Here is an 18,989-nt window from a genome sequence, read left to right on the forward strand (position 1 = left end):
TCTTTGTATCTGAGGGGTCCAGTGCCCCTCAGTTTTTCCCGGAACAGGACCTTCCCCGCCATTTGACAGAAACTGGCCTTAATTTCAGAGTCTTTTTCATTTAAATTAAGACTATGAGACCGTTCATTGTTGGCGCTTCAATATTTCTGTTACAAGCAGTCAGTTATGCATCCACCGAGGCGGTCATGCCTATCGGGGCCTTGCCAAAAAACTCTTCGGTGAAACTTCAGGCCGTCAAAGAGGGCACCCGCTTTATCACTCCCCAGTACGAAGGCAACAGCGGCTTTTTAAAAGACGTTGATAAAAACTCTCTTTATCAGGTCACTGATATCAGCGGCACGGAAGACACTTCCGACAACGCCGATCTGCAGGCATTGGCAAAATCCTCAAGCCTGGTGGTGCAAAAGTCCGATCTGGGCACTGATGCCGCCACCTGCTCCGCCGGTGATGGCACTACCAACTGTACTTTGACCAGCGATGTGCCAGCCTACAAAACCGGAAGCTTTAATTTGATCGACTGGTTCCTGAACTTGTTCGGCTTGGGATCCAAACCGAAATCCCTGGTCACGCCAAGCACCGGAACTGAAGTGGCCGAGGCTGATGCCATGGCTTCGGCGATGACGGAAAAGATCGACAGCACCAATCGCATGCTGAACTCCCGCAGCGCCACTGCCAATTGCGATGAAAAGAAATTTCCTGAAGTCATTCAGAACAACAAGACTTTGAACTGCGGCCTGAAGCAGGCTATGGAAGCGTTGAAGAAAAACAAAGGCAAGGTCAATCAGGACAAGTTCATTTTCAATGACTTCTCTGATGGCGGTGTGATGGGAAAAATGTGGATTCTGAACGCCGATGGCTCCCTAGCCAATGTTGTGGATAAAAATCCCCTCTGGGTGTCCCGCGGTGAAGGCGGCTTCGGTAACGGCCGGGGTTCCTTGAAAACTCCGAATGGCGCTATCATGACCAAAGCCTACAGCCCTCCGCGCGGCGGCAATATTCGTGACGGTATTGAACTGGTGGGCCTCGAGCCGGAAAATCAGGATATCCATGGTCGCGGCGTTCTGTTGCACGGCTGGGATCCGTATACTCCAACTCAGGGTTGTCTGGGGGTTGCGGGATCACTGGACACCGTCCGCCACGGTCGCAGCAAGCTGGGAACTCCGCCCCCATATCTGGATCAACTGAAACAAGGCTTCCTGAAAGAAGGCGGCACCATGATCTATAACTTCACGCCTTCCAAAGCAAAATCCTGTCAGTAACCGTCTATTCGAAGGTCACTGACGACATCTGATCCTGCGTAAGATACTTTGAGATGATTCTTTCTATGGTCCCGTCCTTCTTCATCTTACGCACGACCTCTTCAAGCCTTGCGCGGTCTTGCTGTCCCACTCGCTGCCTGGAAACATAAATACCCAATGACGTTGTAAAATTGCGATCCGAAACCAGGATGATGTCATTCTCTATTTTTAAATCTTTAACCAAATAATTATTCAAAAGCGGAGTCGCAATAACTGCATCCGTACGGCCTTTTTGAATCAGGGAATAAACACCGACAGCATCCGGCACCTGAATGATCCGGCTGTCTTTAAGCAGCATCTGATACTCAGGCTCTGTCATCACCGCACGGGATCCGATCAGGTTTCCAAAAATGACTTTTTTATTTCCGAAAACATCAGCAACCGTCTGACCCTTTTTATATTTCGATTTGCGCACAACCAGTTCCCGCACTGAACGAAACAGTGGAATGAAATCTGCGCCGCCATCGGAATAGATGTTATTTTCTGCCACCAGCAGAATCAAATCCAGTTGATTTCGCTTCAAGGACTCAACCGCCATCGGCCGGGACATGCCTCGGGAATTGTATCCACAATCGCTTCTTGCCATGATGGCAGAGATCAGATCCTCATCAACGCCCCCGGCTTGGCCGCCGGGATTACGAAAGTACATCGGCATATAGTTGTTGGTACCCACGATATACTGCTTAGAGCAGGTCTCTTTGGCAAAGACCACTCCGCCTGACAATCCTATCGCAATGACCAAAAGCGCTTTTAAAAAATGCATAGACACCATCTTAGTCAGTTCGTCTCAATCTGACACGTTTCAAAAGCATTTTAAGTGGAATCCACCGCCAATCTGCTTAGCCTCCAAAGGGTACGGTTAGTGCAGTTAAACCACTTTAACAACTATGCAGAAAAACCGGTTTAAGACTTTATTAATGATTTCAAGCACCTTCGCCCTGACATTAGCGGCGGCCGGTTGCTATTTCGATGCCGGTTTTGGGCAGCTGTTACAAAATGTACATGCCAGCCCCACCCCTGTTTCCCAGGAACATAAAGAAGCCGCTGAGCTCTTTATTCAACTGAATGAAAAGCACAACTTCTTTGCCGCCCGCTATAAGGGCTGCCATATCGAACGCAATGCCGTTCTGTGCAAAAGCTTCTATAAAGACAAATCCGCTGCCGGGAAAGATAAAGACACCCGATTGAAAGCAGCCCAACTGACAAAATTAATTCGTCAGCAAAAATGGACAGAGCTTTCCAACACTTCTGAATCAGAAAGTGTGCGCGCTGTTTCGACTCTTTCAAACAAAGATCGCCACAACCTGACTGAGCATATTCTAAACGACAAAACCTGCATTTCCCCGCACCTGGCAACTGCCATGGCCTTTAAGCTGGAAGAAAAACTTCCCGATGCAAAAGTGCTTTCCACCGTGCGCGCGCTGTATGCCCGAACTTTGGAGTGCAGTACAGATAAAGAATTCAGCGACCTGGGTCTTTACCGCGGTGGTTTGTTTGAAATCTGGCAGGAAAATCCTGAACAAGCCACAGACTTCCTGAAGAAACTTTCCAAGCTTTCCAAGGACATCGCACTGACATCCCGTGCGCAGTTCTGGATGAATCATGCCGCTCGCGAGCAGGGGAAATCTGTCTCTGCCAACACCATGGAAGATCACTTCACCAGCTTCCCCCTGAGCTATCACATCCTGACAGACTACGCGACAATGGAAGACGGCCCTTATCAGACGGTTTCCGACCTGCGAGAGCAGCGCATGCAGACCCGCAGCTCATTTGAAGATCTGAATGGCGCCATCCAATTGGTTGAGCACTTCATGGCTCAGCAAAAAGATGCCCTGGCAAAACGCACGCTTGAATTTATCGACTATGCAGAGCTGGCCGAAGCAGAACCCGGTTTCCAGCTTTATGTGGCAACACTGCTGGCGAAGTTTGATGACATGAACCATCAGCGTTTCATGGTGCTCAGCCGCCTGTTCCAGAATCATCCTCAGTTCAAGACACTGAAGAATCTGAATATCTATTATCCACTGGCGTTTGAAGATCTGGTGATCAAACATCACCGCGATCAGGATCCGTTCCTGCTTCTGTCTTTGATCCGTCAGGAAAGTTCCTTCAATCCGAACACCAAAAGCCCGGTGGGCGCGACGGGCTTGATGCAAATCATGCCTCGCACGGCGAAAGATCTGAAAAAACGCGTTGTCACCGACAAAGAACTGCTGGATCCCTCAAGCAACATCCAGTTGGGTGCGCGCTATTTTGCTGCGTTGGTAAAAGAATTCAAGAATGATCACATGAAAGCCCTGGCGTCCTACAACGCCGGCAGCGGCAACGTACGCAAATGGATGAAACGCTATCCGGTGGAAAATCCGTTGCTGTTCGTGGATCTGATTCCGTTTGATGAAACACGTGAATACGTCGCAGGCATCCTGCGCAACCAGTACTGGTACTCTAAACTGTATCCGGAACTGCTTGTGACACCGCAAATGGCATCACAAGTTTCTGCTTCGAAAAACTAAATATTCTGAAGCTTATTGAAGATATATCTCAAGACCTCTTCATCAAGCAAGATTCCAGAATAAAGAGCCGATTTCCAATTATTCTTGGTACCATACTCTTCATCAAGCCGATGAAGCTTTCTCTCCAGTTCAACTTTCATGATGTCGAATGTCAAAGTTTGGACATTATTAAAATAGTGATCCGGTAAAGTCCAAATTTTTTTAAACTCACAGGAGAAATATCCGGCAATTCTTTCGTTCTTAATCAACTTATCTATGTGAAAAATTACCTCACTTTGGAGCTCATCGAGATCCGGCGCAACGACAACACTTATCGTCATTGAATCGAGCGGTCTACCAAACGAAGAGACAATCAAACGCTTCCTTAAAACCTCATCGAAGTACGGATGCAATACTCTCTCATTCGGACTTCCGATAAAATTGAGAAGCTTTTTCGAGTTACAGGAACACGCAGGCACCAAGTTCTTTGAATAGAAGCTAAATTCCGGGTATAGCTCCTTAGGAATAACATGATCTATCGATGTTGTTGAAAAACTTCCGCACATTGGACAAACATCTGGAGACAAGTTAAATCGAATGTCCTCAAAAACTCCAAGAGGACCACTCCAATTTTTAACACAACTCAAGATAGCAAACTTGGCGGAATCCGTTATTGAAACAGCAGCACCAATCTGATGTCCATTGCCTCTTTGCACATCATAGTTTCCGTAGGCACCACGAATACTCTCAATGAGATTCCATCTCCTATACAATGGATTCCCTTCTCCGCTCATGTCTCTCAGAATATCTAGATCGTCAAAATTCGGAGCTTCAAGTTTTTTCATTGACCGATCCTAATGTCCTAAAGTAAACACGCGCTTCATCGGACAATTCATCTAAAAACTCGGGAGTTCTCAACAAATTCTTCTTTGATCGCACCAATCTGCCAAAGAACTCATCTTTAAATACGAAGTGCGAAATCAATCCAACATCCCCACCCAACGTCTTTTGCGTTGGTTTCTTGATAAAAATTGATCCTTCAGAATCTTTTTCAAGTATTGCAACCTGGGACCTTGGCAACTCTCGAATAAGATAAACAGAGTGAGTTGCAATTACTGCTATCGATCCTGCTGACATTAGCAAAGAATCCAGCAGCTCCATCAATTTACTTATATAGTTCGGATGCAAATGCGTCTCAGGCTCGTCCAAAAGAACAAGAGTGCCATTTTCAATCTCCAACAAAAGAGTAGCAACCAATCTAAAGAATGAAATCTGCCCACTGCTCAATGGCGTGAGTTCTCCATCCACCAGACGAAAAGGATCTCCACTTTTCGATACTCTACTTGCGGTCTCAAGAAACTTCTGTTCACTCAGCTGGTCTAACTTGGAAAGTTCGACAAAAGATTCCTTTTCATCCGAATCTTCAAATGGAAACACAACTTCATCAATTGGCAAAACACTTCGCATCACCTCAATGAATATTTCCCAACGTGTTCGCCCACGAATTTCATCTTCGCGCCTAAAAACTTGAATACATTTCTGACAAACTCCCTCGACTCCCTTCCTAGAAACCGATCCGTAATTAAGAGTCCTCGCATATATCCGCGCTCGGCTCGAAGCTAAGTTTCCTCTTGGAAATGATCTAATGGAGTCAGCACTTGGCGCCAAACACAAAAGCCTATTTACTGCAACCCTGTTTCCATCGTCATCCAAGATACCGCTTCCCTTAATCAGGTATTCCCGCATTTTCACCAATGATCGACTCTTCCCGACTCCATTTTCACCAATGATTGCAAAAACTCTTCTAGGCAAGCGAGACTCCAGAGAAAAGTCCATATTGAGTGTGTGTTTATTTCGGAAGGCCGGGAGCTTAAAGGAAAACCTATAGCTCATTGACATCTTAGTTTTTTCAATTTGCTTTAGACCATTGAGAATCACCCCAGAATTCTTATAAGAAAAGAACGCTTCCGCGGTTCTCGTGTATGACAATATAAATTTCCTGCTCTTTAAAAAAGTCTCAAAGTTCTCATCGGTACAATTTTCGTGGCTTAATAATACAACATCGCCCAATCTCGACAGAATTTCTTTCGCTAACTCTAGGTCGAATACCTCGATTAGCCTTTGGTAGTCTTTAATGTTTGGCATTAGCATGAAAAGCTCGGGAGAAGTACGTAAGCCCTTAGTCAAATGCACTGGAGGATCAGCATCCATGATCATCTCTTGCAAAAGCTCGGAACCATCTCTTACATTCAAGTGACACAACGACTTAAAAACGGACTTTCTGTTAACAAGAATACTCAAAGTAAATCGAGTTTTGAAACCATGATCATTCCAATGTCCATCGATCGGCGTAATATAAACTTCTATTCCACTGCTTTTGGCGGCTGTAGGGAGACTTTGCGCTACATATATTTGAATCTTATTCATCCGATCCTCACGGTGGTATGAATATAAACAAAAAAATGTATTGCCTCAATTACTGGGAAACAACAGGACCTTTGTCTACTTTTGAACTTTACCCAAAGGTTTCAAACGGCCGACTTTGCCGACCTTTGATGGAAGTGGATGCTGGATTTTTTCCGCCATCCACGGATTGATTTCAATCAGCTTGTCCAGATTCAGACCCGTTTTCACACCCATACCATGGAACATGTAAACCACGTCCTCGGTCGCAACGTTGCCCGTGGCCCCCGGAGCATAAGGGCATCCGCCCAAACCACCCAGGCTGGTGTCAAAGACATTGATCCCCAGTTTGTACGCCGCAAGAATGTTCGCCAAAGCCTGCCCGCGCGTATCATGGAAATGGCCGGCAAGTTTTTTCACCGGAACGACTTTCTTCAACTTTCTGAACAAAGATTCCACCTGCCCCACATCCGCCACGCCGATGGTGTCGCCGATGGAAAGCTCGTACACACCCAGCTTGTGCATGCGCTGAGCAAGCTTCACCACTTTGGCCTCAGACACCTTGCCTTCAAAGGGACAACCAAAGCACGTGGAAAGATAACCACGCACTTTGATCTTGTGCTTCTTTGCCAAAGCCATCACCGGCTCGAAGCGTTTGAAGCTTTCATCGATGGAACAGTTGATGTTTTTCAAAGAGAAGGATTCAGAGCACGCCGCAAAGATCGCAACTTCCTTTACGCCGCTGGCGATGGCATCCATCATCCCGCGTTCATTGGGAACCAGAACCGAAAATTCAGTCTTCTTGGGGATTACTCCGGACTTCACCTGCGCGAAAGTCTTTTGCAACACTTCCGCAGTGCCCGCCATTTGCGGAACCCAGGTCGGGGAAACAAATGCCCCGATTTCAACACGCTTGGTTCCGGCCAAAATCAGTCGTCTTGCAAGTTCCACACGAGTGTCAGCATCCAGAACCGTTTTTTCGTTCTGAAGACCGTCTCTTAATCCCATTTCCACAATGACAACTGACTTTTTCATAGGCCCTATTTATCGGATGCTGGTTTGATTTTCACAAGGGCTTTACCCAAGGCCACTTGTTCGCCGACGGCACAGTTCACACTGTCGATAGTTCCGTCGATCTCTGCCTTTAAAGTGTACTCCATTTTCATGGCTTCCATCACCAAAACCGCCTGGCCTGCAGCCACAGCCGCCCCTGGCGCCAAAAGCAATTTGGTCACTTTGCCCGGCATAGGGGCCATGATCTGATCGGAAGAACCACCCGAACCGCCCTTTTTACGGGACTTTCGTCCTGTCGTGGCGTCCTGAGTGAAAACACGGCCGTTATAGTGAACCCACAATGTCCCGGCAATCAGTTGGGCCTGAGCTTTGTGATCAACACCGTCGATTCTTACTTTCACTTCCATTAGATACCTCTCCAGTAAGAAGCCCAAGGGGATGCGGAAGCTTTGGCCGTTTCACCAGCGCCTCCGCGAAGTTGCAACAAAGCTCCGGCTGCCACGGTTTTTTCAATTTCCGTCAAAGCTGGTTCTTTCAGTGATTCACTGAAGTAGGTTTCAATAAATCTTGTCGTCATCGTGCCCATGACAAATTCTTTGTGAGAAAGAATTTCGATCAGGTACGGAATGTTCGTGTGAACCCCAAACACCACGGAATCCTTCAGCACGCGGATCATTTTCTGAATCGCACGCGGACGGTTTTCATCCCACACGATCACTTTTGCGATCATCGGGTCATAGTACGGCGTGATGGTATCACCTGAATCAAAGCCGTATTCATAACGACGGCCTGGGCCTTCGGGCCATTCCACATGCCCCAAAAGACCTGTGGAAGGTACGCCACCCAGGAATGGATTTTCAGCATAGATACGGCATTCGATGGAATGACCCTTCGGCGCACGGATCTGCTTGTTGTCGTGAACAAAGTCGCCTTGTGCAGTCAGGATCTGCATTTTTACCAGATCCACGCCCAGAACTTCTTCTGTTACCGGGTGTTCGACTTGCAAACGAGTGTTCACTTCCAAAAGATAGAACTCCCCATCTTGCAGAAGGAATTCCACCGTGCCCGCGCCTTTGTATTTGCCCAAAGTCGCAATCGCACAAGCCGCTTCACCCATACGGCGGCGCAGATCATCGGTCAAAGAAGGCGAAGTCGCCTCTTCGATGATTTTCTGGTGACGGCGCTGAACAGAGCATTCACGGTCAAAGAAGTGCTGCACATTTCCGGTGCTGTCACCGAAGACCTGGAACTCAATGTGTTTGGCGCGATCCAGATATTTTTCCAGGAAAACTTTCGGGGAACCAAAAGCCGACTGCGCTTCACGCTGGGCGGATTCAATCAGCTCGTGTGCTTCGGCGGAAGACTTTAAAAGCTTCATCCCGCGGCCACCACCACCGGCAGCGGCCTTCACGATCACCGGATAGCCGATTTTCTCAGCCTGCGTGATCAAGTGAGCCACATCCTGGTTTTCACCCTGATAACCCGGCACCAGCGGCAAACCCGCCTGCTTTGCCAGCTCTTTACAGTGAACCTTGTCACCCAAAGCACGGATCGCTTCCGGAGAAGGACCAATGAAGGTCAAACCGGCTTTGTTCACAGCCTCCGCGAAATCAGCGTTTTCAGACAGGAAACCAAAACCCGGATGTACCGCTTGCGCACCACCGGCCAAAGCGCCGTTGATGTTGGCTGGAATGTTCAGATAACTTTCCGCCGTCGCCGCAGGACCCACGCAGATGGTTTTAGTCGCCATACGATAAGCGCGGGTGTTGATGTCGGCTTCTGAGTGCAGAAGAACGGTTTCAATCCCCAGTTCCTCGCAGGCTTTGATAATACGAACAGCCACTTCACCGCGATTGGCGATGGCAATACGTGTGAACTTTTTCATTAATTCAGTCTCCATGCGGGCTCACGCTTTTCAAGGAAGGATTTCAGGCCTTCCTGCCCTTCATTGCTGGCGCGACGTTCTGCGATCACCGTGGTTGTACGGCTGCGCTGATCGGCCCAGTTCAAGGTATCAAGATCATTCAATAGTTTTTTGGTTTCACGAACCGCATCCGGACCACACTGCATATAGCCGTGCAGAACCTTTTGCAAAGCCGTGTGGCCTTCACCCACTGGAACCACTTCAGTTACCAGACCGGCTTGCTGGGCGATATGCGAATTAAACACCGCGCCTGAAAGCATCAACGGACGAACTTTCCCCGCAACAGCTTTCTTGTTCACAAAGGCACTGATCACCGCCGGCGCGATTCCCAGCTTCACTTCACTGAAACAGAACTGGGTGTTTTCTTCAGCAATGACTTCGTCACAAACCGCCACCAGCCCCAAAGCGCCGCCAAAGGCCGCGCCGTGAATCATGCCGATCACTGGCAGACTGCATTGGGCGATGGCTTCAAACATACCGAAAAGCTTCAAAGAGTCTTCACGGTTTTGTTCGAAGGTGAAGTTCACCATCTCTTTCATCCAGTTCAGGTCCGCACCCGCACAGAAGACCTTGCCTTCCCCTTGCAGAACCACAGCACGCAGATCCTTGCGCGCTTCCAGATCGGTGAAAATCTTGGTCAGCTCGGCGATCATCTCCGGGTTGAAAGAGTTACGCACTTCGGGCCTGTGAAGTTTCACATAGGCCACCTGATTCATTTCTGTAACTACAACAAAAGACATAATTACATCCTGAAGACGCCCTGAGTTTTTTCACCCCAGGACTTGTTAAGGCTTGCGGAAATCCCCAGTGCCAGCACACGGCGGGTGTCCGCCGGATCAATGATCCCGTCATCCCACAGGCGCGCTGAAGAATAATAACAAGCGCTTTCTTTTTCGTATTTTTCCAAAGTTGGACGTTTGAATTCCGCCTGCTCTTCAGCAGACATCGTTTGTTTTTTCGCCGCCATCTGATCCATTTTCACAGTCAGAAGAACGTTGGCTGCCTGCTCGCCACCCATCACGCTGATCTTGGCGTTAGGCCACATCCACAACTGACGAGGCTGGAAAGCACGACCGCACATACCATAGTTTCCGGCACCGTAAGAACCACCAATCACCACGGTGAATTTCGGCACATGGGCGTTGGAAACGGCCATCACCATCTTCGCGCCGTGTTTGGCGATACCTTCGTTTTCATATTTTTTACCGACCATGAAGCCGGTGATGTTTTGCAGAAAAATCAAAGGCACTTCGCGCTGTTCACACAGTTCGATAAAGTGCGCCGCTTTCAAAGAGCTTTCGCTGAACAACACACCATTGTTGGCGATAATACCCACCGGCATGCCCCAGATGTGGGCAAAGCCCGTTACAAGAGTTTTACCGTACAGCGGTTTAAATTCATGGAAGCGGGAACCGTCCACGATGCGCGCGATCACCTCACGCACATCAAATGGAGTGCGGCTGTCTTTCGGGATGATCCCGTAAAGTTCCTTCTGGTCGAACAATGGCTCTTCCACAGGCAGAGTCTTCAACTGCACCGCACGCTTGTGGTTCAGGTGAGCCACGATGGAACGGGTGATTTCAATCGCGTGTTCGTCATCTTCCGCAAAGTGATCCGTCACACCGGAAGTTTCACAGTGCACCTGCGCCCCGCCCAGTTCCTGAGCATCAACAACCTCACCGGTCGCCGCTTTCACCAGAGGAGGCCCCCCCAGGAAGATGGTTCCGTTTTCTTTCACGATCACGGTTTCATCACTCATCGCCGGAACGTACGCGCCACCCGCGGTACAAGAACCCATCACCACCGCGATTTGCGGGATGTTGGCGGCCGACATGCGGGCCTGATTGTAGAAGATTCTTCCGAAGTGATCGCGATCCGGGAAAACATCCGCCTGCATAGGCAGGAAGGCGCCACCGGAATCGACAAGATAAATACATGGCAGACCGTTTTCAAAAGCGATCTCTTGCGCGCGCAAGTGCTTTTTCACCGTCATCGGGAAGTACGTGCCGCCTTTGACCGTCGCATCGTTCGCCACGATCACGCATTCAGTGCCGTGGATAACACCGATACCGGTGACCACACCCGCACCCGGTGCCTGGCCTTCGTACATGTCCCACGCCGCAAGTGTTGAGAACTCAAGGAACGCGGTTCCGCCGTCCACCAATGCCTCGATACGCTCACGCGCCGTCAGCTTGCCACGGGATTTGTGTTTTTTAGTCGCGTCTTCGCCGCCACCTTGTTTCACAAGGTTTACGCGTTCACGCCATTCGTTGACGATACCAAGCATGGCCTCGCGGTTGAGCTTGAAATCACTGGAACTGGAATCAATGTTTGTCTCTAAAATTTCCATAGAACCTTGTACTATCCCTCACTGCCGGGCAAAGCCGGAGTGTGTTTAAAACTCAAATGCAAACGGAACTCCGCCACGGCCTGATCGTTGCTGTCGAAGGCTTTCAGCTCGACCTCGGCTTTGGCTTCGCGGTGATCGCGGACTTCCGCCAGCACCACTTCGCGGACTGTTTCAGGAAGCTCCATGCGCACACGGCACTCTTCACTGGTGACTTTGAACAATTCAGATTCAATACGGGTCACGTTGATTTCAAAAGACCCCATCGGTGCATGGCGCATCCACAGAAGTTTGGCCGCCTCAATCGCCGCCGTAACCAAAGCCCCCTCGTGCATAGTTTTGACTTCATTCAGGTTGCGGGTGCGGGCCGGAACCACCATTTCCACCTGCGTGTCTGACAAGCGAGAAATTCTCAGACCCATGCCTGCCGAGAACGGGCGCACGATATCCAGCGCATAACTAAGCGCAGCATGAGAGGCCTTCGGAGAAACCTCTTCCAGCAAGGCTGCCAGGTCCGCGGCACTCAGACGAATACCCCGTTCTTCAAGCTGGGACTTCAGCCCGTCTTTGGCGTTTTGCAACTGCTGACGCAGGTTCTGCTCCAGCTCAATCCCCTTTGACATTAAGATTGTCAGCCATTGTTGGTTCATGAGATACCCTCTCTGTGCGAGTGTTGAAAAAAACTGAATATCATGCTCGGATAGCGATGTCAGTTTTATCACACTGAGTAAATGGAGAGAGGACTCTAGAGATGAAGAAAATTGTAAGCCTGGTTATTTTCATTGCTGCCTTGGTTTGGACCTGGAACGTGATCCACACTTCCCAAGCCGTAGGATTTGAGACGCACTCCGGCATTCAGGTAAAACTGGCTGAACTTATCACTCAGACTCTGGCTGCAAAAAAGCCACACGCCAAAGACCTTTCCATCTCCCGTTTGTGGACTGAAACCCTGAGCGACAACAAGGTTCGTGCGGTGTTTGCTTACAAGTTCACGGACGTGGCTGAAGACGGCGAAACCATGGAACAAGTGATCGAAGGCGAAGCGGTTCTTTACCGTGATGTTTCTGATCAGGAAAACGTGGATAAATGGGTTCTGCAATCCGTAAAAACCACCAATGATATCGTGGTCTTCACTGAAGGTTCCACAATCACTCCGGGTGCGGACGAAGCAACAACTGAAGCAGCTCCAGAGGCGACTCCGGCAGCCACTGCGACTCCGACTCCTGCTCCAACAGCAACTCCTGGCCACTAATGGCTATTCCCACAAATTTCATCCAGATTGATGAAGAGGGTTTTGCTCTGAGCCGCGAGGTTCGCATCCAAGACCCGATTGTGGGGCAGGAAATCCTGCAAAATCTGAAAATTCACGAAGGCGGAACTCTGCTTTCCACCTTCGGCGATGTCCCGGTGATCGTTGAAGCCTTCGACGAACCCTACGTAGCCGCTCAAGTAAATCTGAAAGATGACAAAACCTGGGAAATCCTGCTTCCGTATGGCGTTCATTATGCCTTCGATCTGGAATCGTTGTCTTTGGACGAATGGGACCGCTTTCACGGTTATGCCGCCAATAAAATCCCGTTCGTGATGTCCCGCAAGGCCCAGGCCACGTTCTTCAACTTGCTTGAAGAATTCGGCGACGACTTCATCGAATTCAACGGCAAAACCTACGACATCCCGGCTTACTGGCCATCCCACAAAGACGTCGAAAAAGAAACCTACTGGAGTCAGATCTACCAGCAGGAAGAAAATCCGGGCTGGAATCTGGGCGAACCCGCTGAAGCCCTGAAAGACATGATTCCCCGACTGAAAATCAGCCGGTCGCGCGTGCTGGTTTTGGGTTGTGGCGAAGGTCATGATGCGGCTTTGTTTGCAGCGGCCGGCCACTTTGTCACGGCCGTCGACATCTCCCCATTGGCTTTGGAACGCGCTAAAAAACTTTACGGCCATCTGCCGACTTTGAACTTTGTGCAGGCGGACCTTTTCAAGCTGCCACAGGATTTCGACCAGTCCTTTGATGTCGTGTTTGAACACACTTGTTACTGCGCCATCAATCCGGAACGCCGTCAGGAGCTTGTCAAAATCTGGAACCGCGTGCTGGTCCAAGGCGGCCATTTGATGGGCGTGTTCTTCACCTTCGAAAAACGCCAGGGCCCACCTTACGGCGGCACCGAGTGGGAGCTGCGCCAGCGTTTGAAAAACCACTACCACCCCATCTTCTGGGGCCGCTGGCAAAAATCAATCCCCCGCCGCCAAGGCAAAGAGCTTTTCATCTACACCAAAAAGAAGTAACTAAAAGGTACCTGCTTACTTTTGCATAAGCATCGCGCTAGACGCACCGTTTATGCAAAAGTAAGCAGGTACCTTTTGGGGGAAGCTATGCATATTGAATTTACTCAGGCTGATCATAGTCACATTGAAGATTTGGTTGAACTGGTTAATTCCGCTTATCGCGGGGACAGTTCCAAACAAGGGTGGACGACAGAGGCTGACTTGTTGGACGGACAGCGTGTGGATGCTGAAGGCATTCAGGCACTGATCGACAAGGAAGAGTCCGTGATTTTGGTGGCGGAAGATGACGACAACGGTGATCTTCTGGGTTGTGTCCACGTCGAAAAACAAGGTTCAAAAATGTATCTGGGCATGCTGACCGTGGCTCCTGAATTACAGTCGAAAGGACTCGGAAAATTGTTGCTCAATGAGTCAGAGGCTCTTGCGCAATTCTGGGATTGTACTACCATTTTCATGACAGTGATTTCCGTTCGCACAGAGCTGATCAAGTGGTACGAAAAGCATGGCTTCCGCAACACCAAGGAAACCAAGCCGTTCCCTTACGGTGATGAACGCTTCGGAATTCCGAAAGTCGAAGGACTGCAGTTCACAGTCCTTGAAAAGAAAGTTTAAAATCCTAAAGCCCTTCACTGATGAGGGGCTTTTTTTGCAAGGAGCAAAAAATGATCAAGGGATTGATCCTGGCGCTGACCCTGTCCGTGTCCTCATTCGCGTTCGCCGAAGAGGTTCAAAACGAAATTCCCGCAGACAAAGACGTTCACACTCAGTTTGGCCAATGCCAGCACGAGTTTCTGCCGTCCAACTTTGACCTGTTCGTGTGGAACATCAAAAAAGCCGAAGCCAAAGACCGCTGGGCCCGCGACTTTGAATATTTTGTTCCCAAAAACGATCTGATCCTGATTCAGGAAGGCATGATTGATTCTTACGTTCCGAACGTGATCCTGCGCCAGAAGAACTATTGCTGGGATTTTGCCACAAGCTTCCTGGAAAAAGACGGCGATCAGACCGGCGTCATGAATGGCTCTTACGCGCGCCCGTCCATGGTTCACTTCCTGCGCAGCCCGGGTCGCGAACCCGTGATCAAAACCCCGAAAATGGTGCTGGTCAGCGAATACGCCATCGCCAACAGCCCGTTCACATTGTGGGTTGCGAACATCCACGGTTTGAATTTCGTGGCCAACAAACACAACCGCGAGCAGATCGAACAGGTCGCGGCTTTCCTGAAAAAACACGACGGTCCGCTGATTTTTGCCGGGGACTTCAATTCCTGGAATGGCGAACGCTTGGCCTATCTTGATGAAATCCTTGGAAAACTCAAGATGAAGAAGCTGCCGTTTGCCAACGACAACCGCAGGTTCAAACTGGATCACATCTACGTCCGCGGGCTGGAAGCCACTTCCACAACCCTGCACAACAATATCGAAACCTCGGATCACAAGCCCCTTTCGGCCTCGTTCCGTCTGAAATAGCCTTCCCGGGCCGACTTCGTTATGCGCGATCGGCCTCCGGTTGATTCATTTTTTGTATAATAAGTTCTTTTGTATGTATTAAAAGTTTCCTCGATTTCGGAGCATATTCACCTCACAGGAGGTTTCTATGTCTTTGAAAACTGCAGTCACAGCACTTTTGGGGCTATTCGTTTCCTCTTTGGCGATGGCTGATCAGATGGGCCCGAACGGCGACAAATTCTACGAAGAAGCGGCTCACTACGAGCACGCTTGCCAGACCCAGCCGTGCAAATCCAACTATTCCCACCAGATCGTTTACAGCCAGAAAACCCGCATGAACAAACTGAACGATCCCACCCGCGACAACCTGAAGGCCATCGCAGTGGAGCAAGCTCAGGTTTGGGGCGACACGATTCTGGAGGGCGATTATCACGCGGCCGGCCGCACTCGTTTGGACGAGGTCCTGGCGTTCTACAAAGGCGCCCGCCTGATCGGCTACAAAATCAAGTATTCCGAAAAAGCCTGGTACGTGGGTGACTGCGACTACAACGGCAAACGCGAGTCTTTGAAAAACTGCAAAGCAGGCCGTATTATCGAAGGCAGCTACGTATCTGCGGATCAAAAAACATTCTTCAGTGATGAAGAACGTTACGCTGAGTTTTCTTTTATCAACGACTAGGATCTAGGTTATAGTCGCCGACATGGCGATCGTAATTGAAACCACCGACCTTTCCCGCGTCTATCAGACTTACCAGAAGCCCGAAGGATTTATCAATTCCCTGAAGGGCTTCGTGAATCGTAAGCATGTCTCCAAAGTTGCTTTGGACAAAACCACTTTAAAAATTGAATCCGGCCAGATTGTGGGCTTGGTTGGTGCCAACGGTGCCGGCAAAACCACTTTACTGAAAATGCTTTCAGGCCTGGTGACTCCCACCAGTGGTGATGCACGGGTCCTGGGTTTCAGACCGTGGGAGCGCAAAAACGAATTCCTGCGCCAGATCAGCATTCTGCTGGGGCAGAAAAATCAGCTGTGGTGGGATATTTCTCCGGCGGATTCTTATTCTTTGCTGGCGCGTATTTATGATCTGGATCCGGCACAGGCCCGAAAGCGCGTGGACCATCTGGCCGAGATGCTTCAGTGCACACACGTCCTGCACACACAGCTTCGCCGCCTGAGTCTGGGAGAGCGCATGAAGATGGAAATCATCGGCGCCCTTTTACATGAACCCAAAGTACTGTTCCTGGATGAACCAACCATCGGCCTGGACATCGTGGCCCAGGAGACCATTCGTGAGTTCCTGGATCAGTACGTGAAAGAAAAAGAACCAACCGTGATTCTGACCAGTCACTACATGGACGATATCGCCAAGCTTGCTGACAAGTTGCTTCTTATCAGCAAAGGCAACATCGTCTATCAGGGCACGGTTCCTGAGTTCGTAACCAAATCCAACACTGAACTGGCTGAAAACGAAGAGGTCGATTTTGAAGATGTCATTCGCCGCTTTTTGGAAGCGGAATCTCGCGTTCGCTAAGCTCGCGATTCTGTCCAATCTTGAATACCGGCTGAATTACTTCGTTGATGCGATTGTTCAGCCAACACTGACTACGGGGATTGAAATCCTTTTGTGGTTTGCCGTCTTTAAAGGGGCGGGCGCCACCGAAATTGCGGGCTTCGGTCGCGAATATTATCTGGCCTACGCGATGTGGGGCGCGTTCTTTGCGCGCATCTGCACCAGTTGGATGTATGAATACCGTATGATTCAGGAAATTGATTCCGGAAGCATCAACAGCCTGCTGGTGCGCCCGATGACTTTCTATGAATACTATTTCTCGCAATTGATGGGATACAAGTTCATCACCACTCTGGTGTCGATGCTGGTGCCTTTCATCGCGATCTTTATTTTTGATCTTCCGACCAAGTTTGAACGTCTGCCATTGGCATTCGCTTTGGAATTCTATTATCTGATTCTGGTTCATTCGATCAGCTTTGTGATCGCGGCCGGCGCCTTTTACCTGAATAAGGTCTATGCCGTGACCGGAGCGAAAAATCTGGCTCTGTGGCTGATGACCGGGGAACTGTTCCCGCTGGATCTGATGCCGGAACCGCTGAAGTCCATCATGATTGCCCTGCCTTTCAGTGCCGGGGTTTATGTTCCCGTGGGATATCTGACAGGACGGCTGGAAATCGGCACGGTCTGGCAGTCCTTTGCCTCTGTCACTGTCGGCATCGTCGTGGTGAATCTTATCGGCGCCTGGCTGTGGCGAAAAGGTGTTAACGTGTACACCGGAACGGGGGCTTAAATGTTTCAGACGCTAAAGAAATACCTGTCTTTGTACGCCGCCCTCTTCCGCACGAGCTTTATTGCGGACCTGGAATACCGGGTGAACTTTATCACCCGCATTGCGACAGATATCTTCTGGTATCTGGCGCAGATCATGACGTTTGAGGTTTTGTTCCGTCATACGCCCAAGATTGGCGACTGGAATCTGGAACAAATGCGTGTGTTCCTGGGTGTGGTTTTTGTCGTCGACGGCCTTTACATGATCATTCTTTCCGAGAACCTGGATCAGTTTTCTGAAAAAGTGCGCAAAGGCGATCTGGATCTGCTGCTGGCAAAGCCCATTAATTCGCAGTTCATGATTTCACTGCAAAAAGCATCCACCGCGATGATCGGCAATCTGATTATTGCCTCCAGTTGGTTCATTTACAGCATCATCCAGCTTTCTAATTTTGAGTGGCTGCGCCTGTTCTGGCTGCTGCTTCTGGTTCCGTGCGGACTGGTGGCATTGTATGCCATGAGATTCTTTATGGCTTCCACCGCGGTGATCTTTGCCCGTTCCGAAAACCTGCAATTCATCTGGTATCAGATCTATCGCCTGGGGATGCGCCCGGATTCGATCTATGTTCCGTGGTTCAAATGGATGCTGTTGACCGCCCTGCCGGTGGGTGTGATTGCCAGCGTTCCGGCCCGCGCTCTTTTGGAGCCGCCGGATTTCGCCCTGTTTGCGTGGGTGGTGGTGCTTTCGGGAATTTTGATTTATCTAACAAACAAGTTTTGGAAATTTGCCCTGCGTTTTTATTCCAGCGCAAGTTCCTAAGGAGTCATTCACATGGTTAAAATCTACGGATCCCCAATGTCCAGCGCCGGGCGCTGCTACTGGATGCTTGAAGAGCTGGGCCTGCCTTACGAACAGGTGCCCTTGAACATGCGCGAAAAGCAGCACAAGTCCCCGGACTATCTGAAGATTAATCCGAACGGAAAAATCCCGGCAATTATCGACGGTGAATACGTACTGTGGGAATCCATGGCGATCACCAACTATCTGGCAAAAAAACACAACAGCCCGCTGGCGCCGCAGAATCTGGAAGAAGAAGGCCACATTATGCAATGGAGCTTCTGGGCCCTGGTGGACTTGCAAACCCCAGCCGTGAACTGGCTGATTCAGGCTTTGTTTGTCCCGGATGAATTCAAAAATCCCAAAGTCATCGAAGACGCGAAAAAGGTTCTGCCAACTTATCTGAACACATTGGAAGCCGGCCTTAAAGGCAAGACTTACCTTGTCGGCAACCGTTTCACCGTAGCGGATCTGAATGTGGCTTCGGTGGCGGGCTTGCTATACGCCCTGAAATTCGACATGTCTGCTTATCCTGAAATCAACAAATGGATGGGACTTTGTACCAGCCGTCCCGCCGCTCAAAAGCTGGATAAACTGCGCGCCTCTGCTCAGGCTCACTAGATCGTACAGCCTCTGGGGAATGCATTTTCCTTAGAG

20 protein-coding genes are annotated in these 18,989 nt (G+C 49.7%); 11 read left to right on the top strand and 9 right to left on the bottom strand.

Annotated elements, in window-relative coordinates:
• Window positions 1-113: 113 nt before the first annotated feature.
• Window positions 114-1,259: a hypothetical protein gene (locus tag ACZ520_RS16900; protein WP_374031385.1), complete on the top strand. Its 1,146-nt coding sequence runs from the start codon at window positions 114-116 to the stop codon at window positions 1,257-1,259.
• A 4-nt stretch (window positions 1,260-1,263) separates the two neighbouring features.
• On the opposite strand, the gene ACZ520_RS16905 is transcribed toward ACZ520_RS16900, so the two are convergent.
• On the bottom strand, window positions 1,264-2,061 hold the full coding sequence (locus ACZ520_RS16905; protein ID WP_464126659.1) for a substrate-binding periplasmic protein: 798 nt from the start codon (window positions 2,059-2,061) through the stop codon (window positions 1,264-1,266).
• Between the two features lie 154 nt (window positions 2,062-2,215).
• Between ACZ520_RS16905 and ACZ520_RS16910 the strand changes: the two genes are divergently transcribed.
• Window positions 2,216-3,811, top strand: a complete 1,596-nt coding sequence (locus ACZ520_RS16910; protein ID WP_464126661.1) for a lytic transglycosylase domain-containing protein — start codon at window positions 2,216-2,218, stop codon at window positions 3,809-3,811.
• Here the strand turns inward: ACZ520_RS16910 and ACZ520_RS16915 are convergent.
• The 8 genes from ACZ520_RS16915 to ACZ520_RS16950 all read right to left on the bottom strand — a co-directional run bounded on the left by ACZ520_RS16915 (window position 3,808) and on the right by ACZ520_RS16950 (window position 12,101).
• On the bottom strand, window positions 3,808-4,635 hold the full coding sequence (locus ACZ520_RS16915; protein WP_464126663.1) for an HNH endonuclease: 828 nt from the start codon (window positions 4,633-4,635) through the stop codon (window positions 3,808-3,810). The genes ACZ520_RS16910 and ACZ520_RS16915 overlap by 4 nt on opposite strands.
• The gene (locus tag ACZ520_RS16920; RefSeq protein ID WP_464126665.1) at window positions 4,622-6,217 is read right to left on the bottom strand and encodes an AAA family ATPase; all 1,596 of its coding nucleotides are present in this window, start codon (window positions 6,215-6,217) and stop codon (window positions 4,622-4,624) included. Before ACZ520_RS16920 ends, ACZ520_RS16915 begins: the two co-directional genes overlap by 14 nt.
• A gap of 75 nt (window positions 6,218-6,292) precedes the next feature.
• On the bottom strand, window positions 6,293-7,228 hold the full coding sequence (locus ACZ520_RS16925) for a hydroxymethylglutaryl-CoA lyase (protein WP_088564005.1): 936 nt from the start codon (window positions 7,226-7,228) through the stop codon (window positions 6,293-6,295).
• 5 nt (window positions 7,229-7,233) lie between these two features.
• Complete coding sequence (locus tag ACZ520_RS16930; protein ID WP_464126668.1) at window positions 7,234-7,614, bottom strand: acyl-CoA carboxylase biotin carboxyl carrier protein subunit; 381 nt, start codon at window positions 7,612-7,614, stop codon at window positions 7,234-7,236.
• Window positions 7,614-9,092, bottom strand: coding sequence for an acetyl-CoA carboxylase biotin carboxylase subunit (locus ACZ520_RS16935; protein ID WP_374031388.1), 1,479 nt, complete (start codon window positions 9,090-9,092; stop codon window positions 7,614-7,616). Before ACZ520_RS16935 ends, ACZ520_RS16930 begins: the two co-directional genes overlap by 1 nt.
• Window positions 9,092-9,871 carry an enoyl-CoA hydratase-related protein gene (locus ACZ520_RS16940; RefSeq protein ID WP_464126671.1) on the bottom strand — a complete coding sequence of 260 codons (780 nt, stop codon included), beginning with the start codon at window positions 9,869-9,871 and terminating at the stop codon, window positions 9,092-9,094. Before ACZ520_RS16940 ends, ACZ520_RS16935 begins: the two co-directional genes overlap by 1 nt.
• Window positions 9,872-9,873: 2 nt before the next feature.
• Complete coding sequence (locus tag ACZ520_RS16945) at window positions 9,874-11,481, bottom strand: carboxyl transferase domain-containing protein (protein ID WP_374034216.1); 1,608 nt, start codon at window positions 11,479-11,481, stop codon at window positions 9,874-9,876.
• A gap of 11 nt (window positions 11,482-11,492) precedes the next feature.
• Window positions 11,493-12,101 (bottom strand): DUF4442 domain-containing protein, encoded by a 609-nt coding sequence (locus ACZ520_RS16950; protein ID WP_374031391.1) that lies wholly within the window; start codon window positions 12,099-12,101, stop codon window positions 11,493-11,495.
• Window positions 12,102-12,229: 128 nt separating this feature from the next.
• Between ACZ520_RS16950 and ACZ520_RS16955 the strand changes: the two genes are divergently transcribed.
• From ACZ520_RS16955 to ACZ520_RS16995, 9 genes are all read left to right on the top strand, one after another.
• Window positions 12,230-12,730: a hypothetical protein gene (locus tag ACZ520_RS16955; protein WP_088563999.1), complete on the top strand. Its 501-nt coding sequence runs from the start codon at window positions 12,230-12,232 to the stop codon at window positions 12,728-12,730.
• Complete coding sequence (locus ACZ520_RS16960) at window positions 12,730-13,767, top strand: class I SAM-dependent methyltransferase (protein ID WP_088563998.1); 1,038 nt, start codon at window positions 12,730-12,732, stop codon at window positions 13,765-13,767. The genes ACZ520_RS16955 and ACZ520_RS16960 overlap by 1 nt, the downstream gene beginning before the upstream one ends.
• Before the next feature lie 87 nt (window positions 13,768-13,854).
• Window positions 13,855-14,379 (top strand): GNAT family N-acetyltransferase, encoded by a 525-nt coding sequence (locus ACZ520_RS16965; protein WP_088563997.1) that lies wholly within the window; start codon window positions 13,855-13,857, stop codon window positions 14,377-14,379.
• 50 nt (window positions 14,380-14,429) lie between these two features.
• The gene (locus tag ACZ520_RS16970) at window positions 14,430-15,236 is read left to right on the top strand and encodes an endonuclease/exonuclease/phosphatase family protein (RefSeq protein ID WP_088563996.1); all 807 of its coding nucleotides are present in this window, start codon (window positions 14,430-14,432) and stop codon (window positions 15,234-15,236) included.
• A gap of 127 nt (window positions 15,237-15,363) precedes the next feature.
• Entirely contained in the window at window positions 15,364-15,894 is a 531-nt protein-coding gene (locus ACZ520_RS16975; protein WP_088563995.1) for a hypothetical protein, read from the top strand.
• 22 nt (window positions 15,895-15,916) lie between these two features.
• Window positions 15,917-16,747, top strand: coding sequence for an ABC transporter ATP-binding protein (locus tag ACZ520_RS16980; RefSeq protein ID WP_416479854.1), 831 nt, complete (start codon window positions 15,917-15,919; stop codon window positions 16,745-16,747).
• Window positions 16,704-17,516 carry an ABC transporter permease gene (locus ACZ520_RS16985; protein ID WP_416480769.1) on the top strand — a complete coding sequence of 271 codons (813 nt, stop codon included), beginning with the start codon at window positions 16,704-16,706 and terminating at the stop codon, window positions 17,514-17,516. Before ACZ520_RS16980 ends, ACZ520_RS16985 begins: the two co-directional genes overlap by 44 nt.
• A complete protein-coding gene (locus ACZ520_RS16990; RefSeq protein WP_088563992.1) occupies window positions 17,517-18,314 on the top strand; it encodes an ABC transporter permease in 798 nt (265 codons plus the stop codon). It begins immediately after the preceding gene.
• A gap of 12 nt (window positions 18,315-18,326) precedes the next feature.
• Window positions 18,327-18,953, top strand: coding sequence for a glutathione S-transferase family protein (locus ACZ520_RS16995; protein ID WP_088563991.1), 627 nt, complete (start codon window positions 18,327-18,329; stop codon window positions 18,951-18,953).
• Window positions 18,954-18,989: the final 36 nt, after the last annotated feature.

This window comes from Bdellovibrio sp. BIS2 (genome assembly GCF_055398295.1).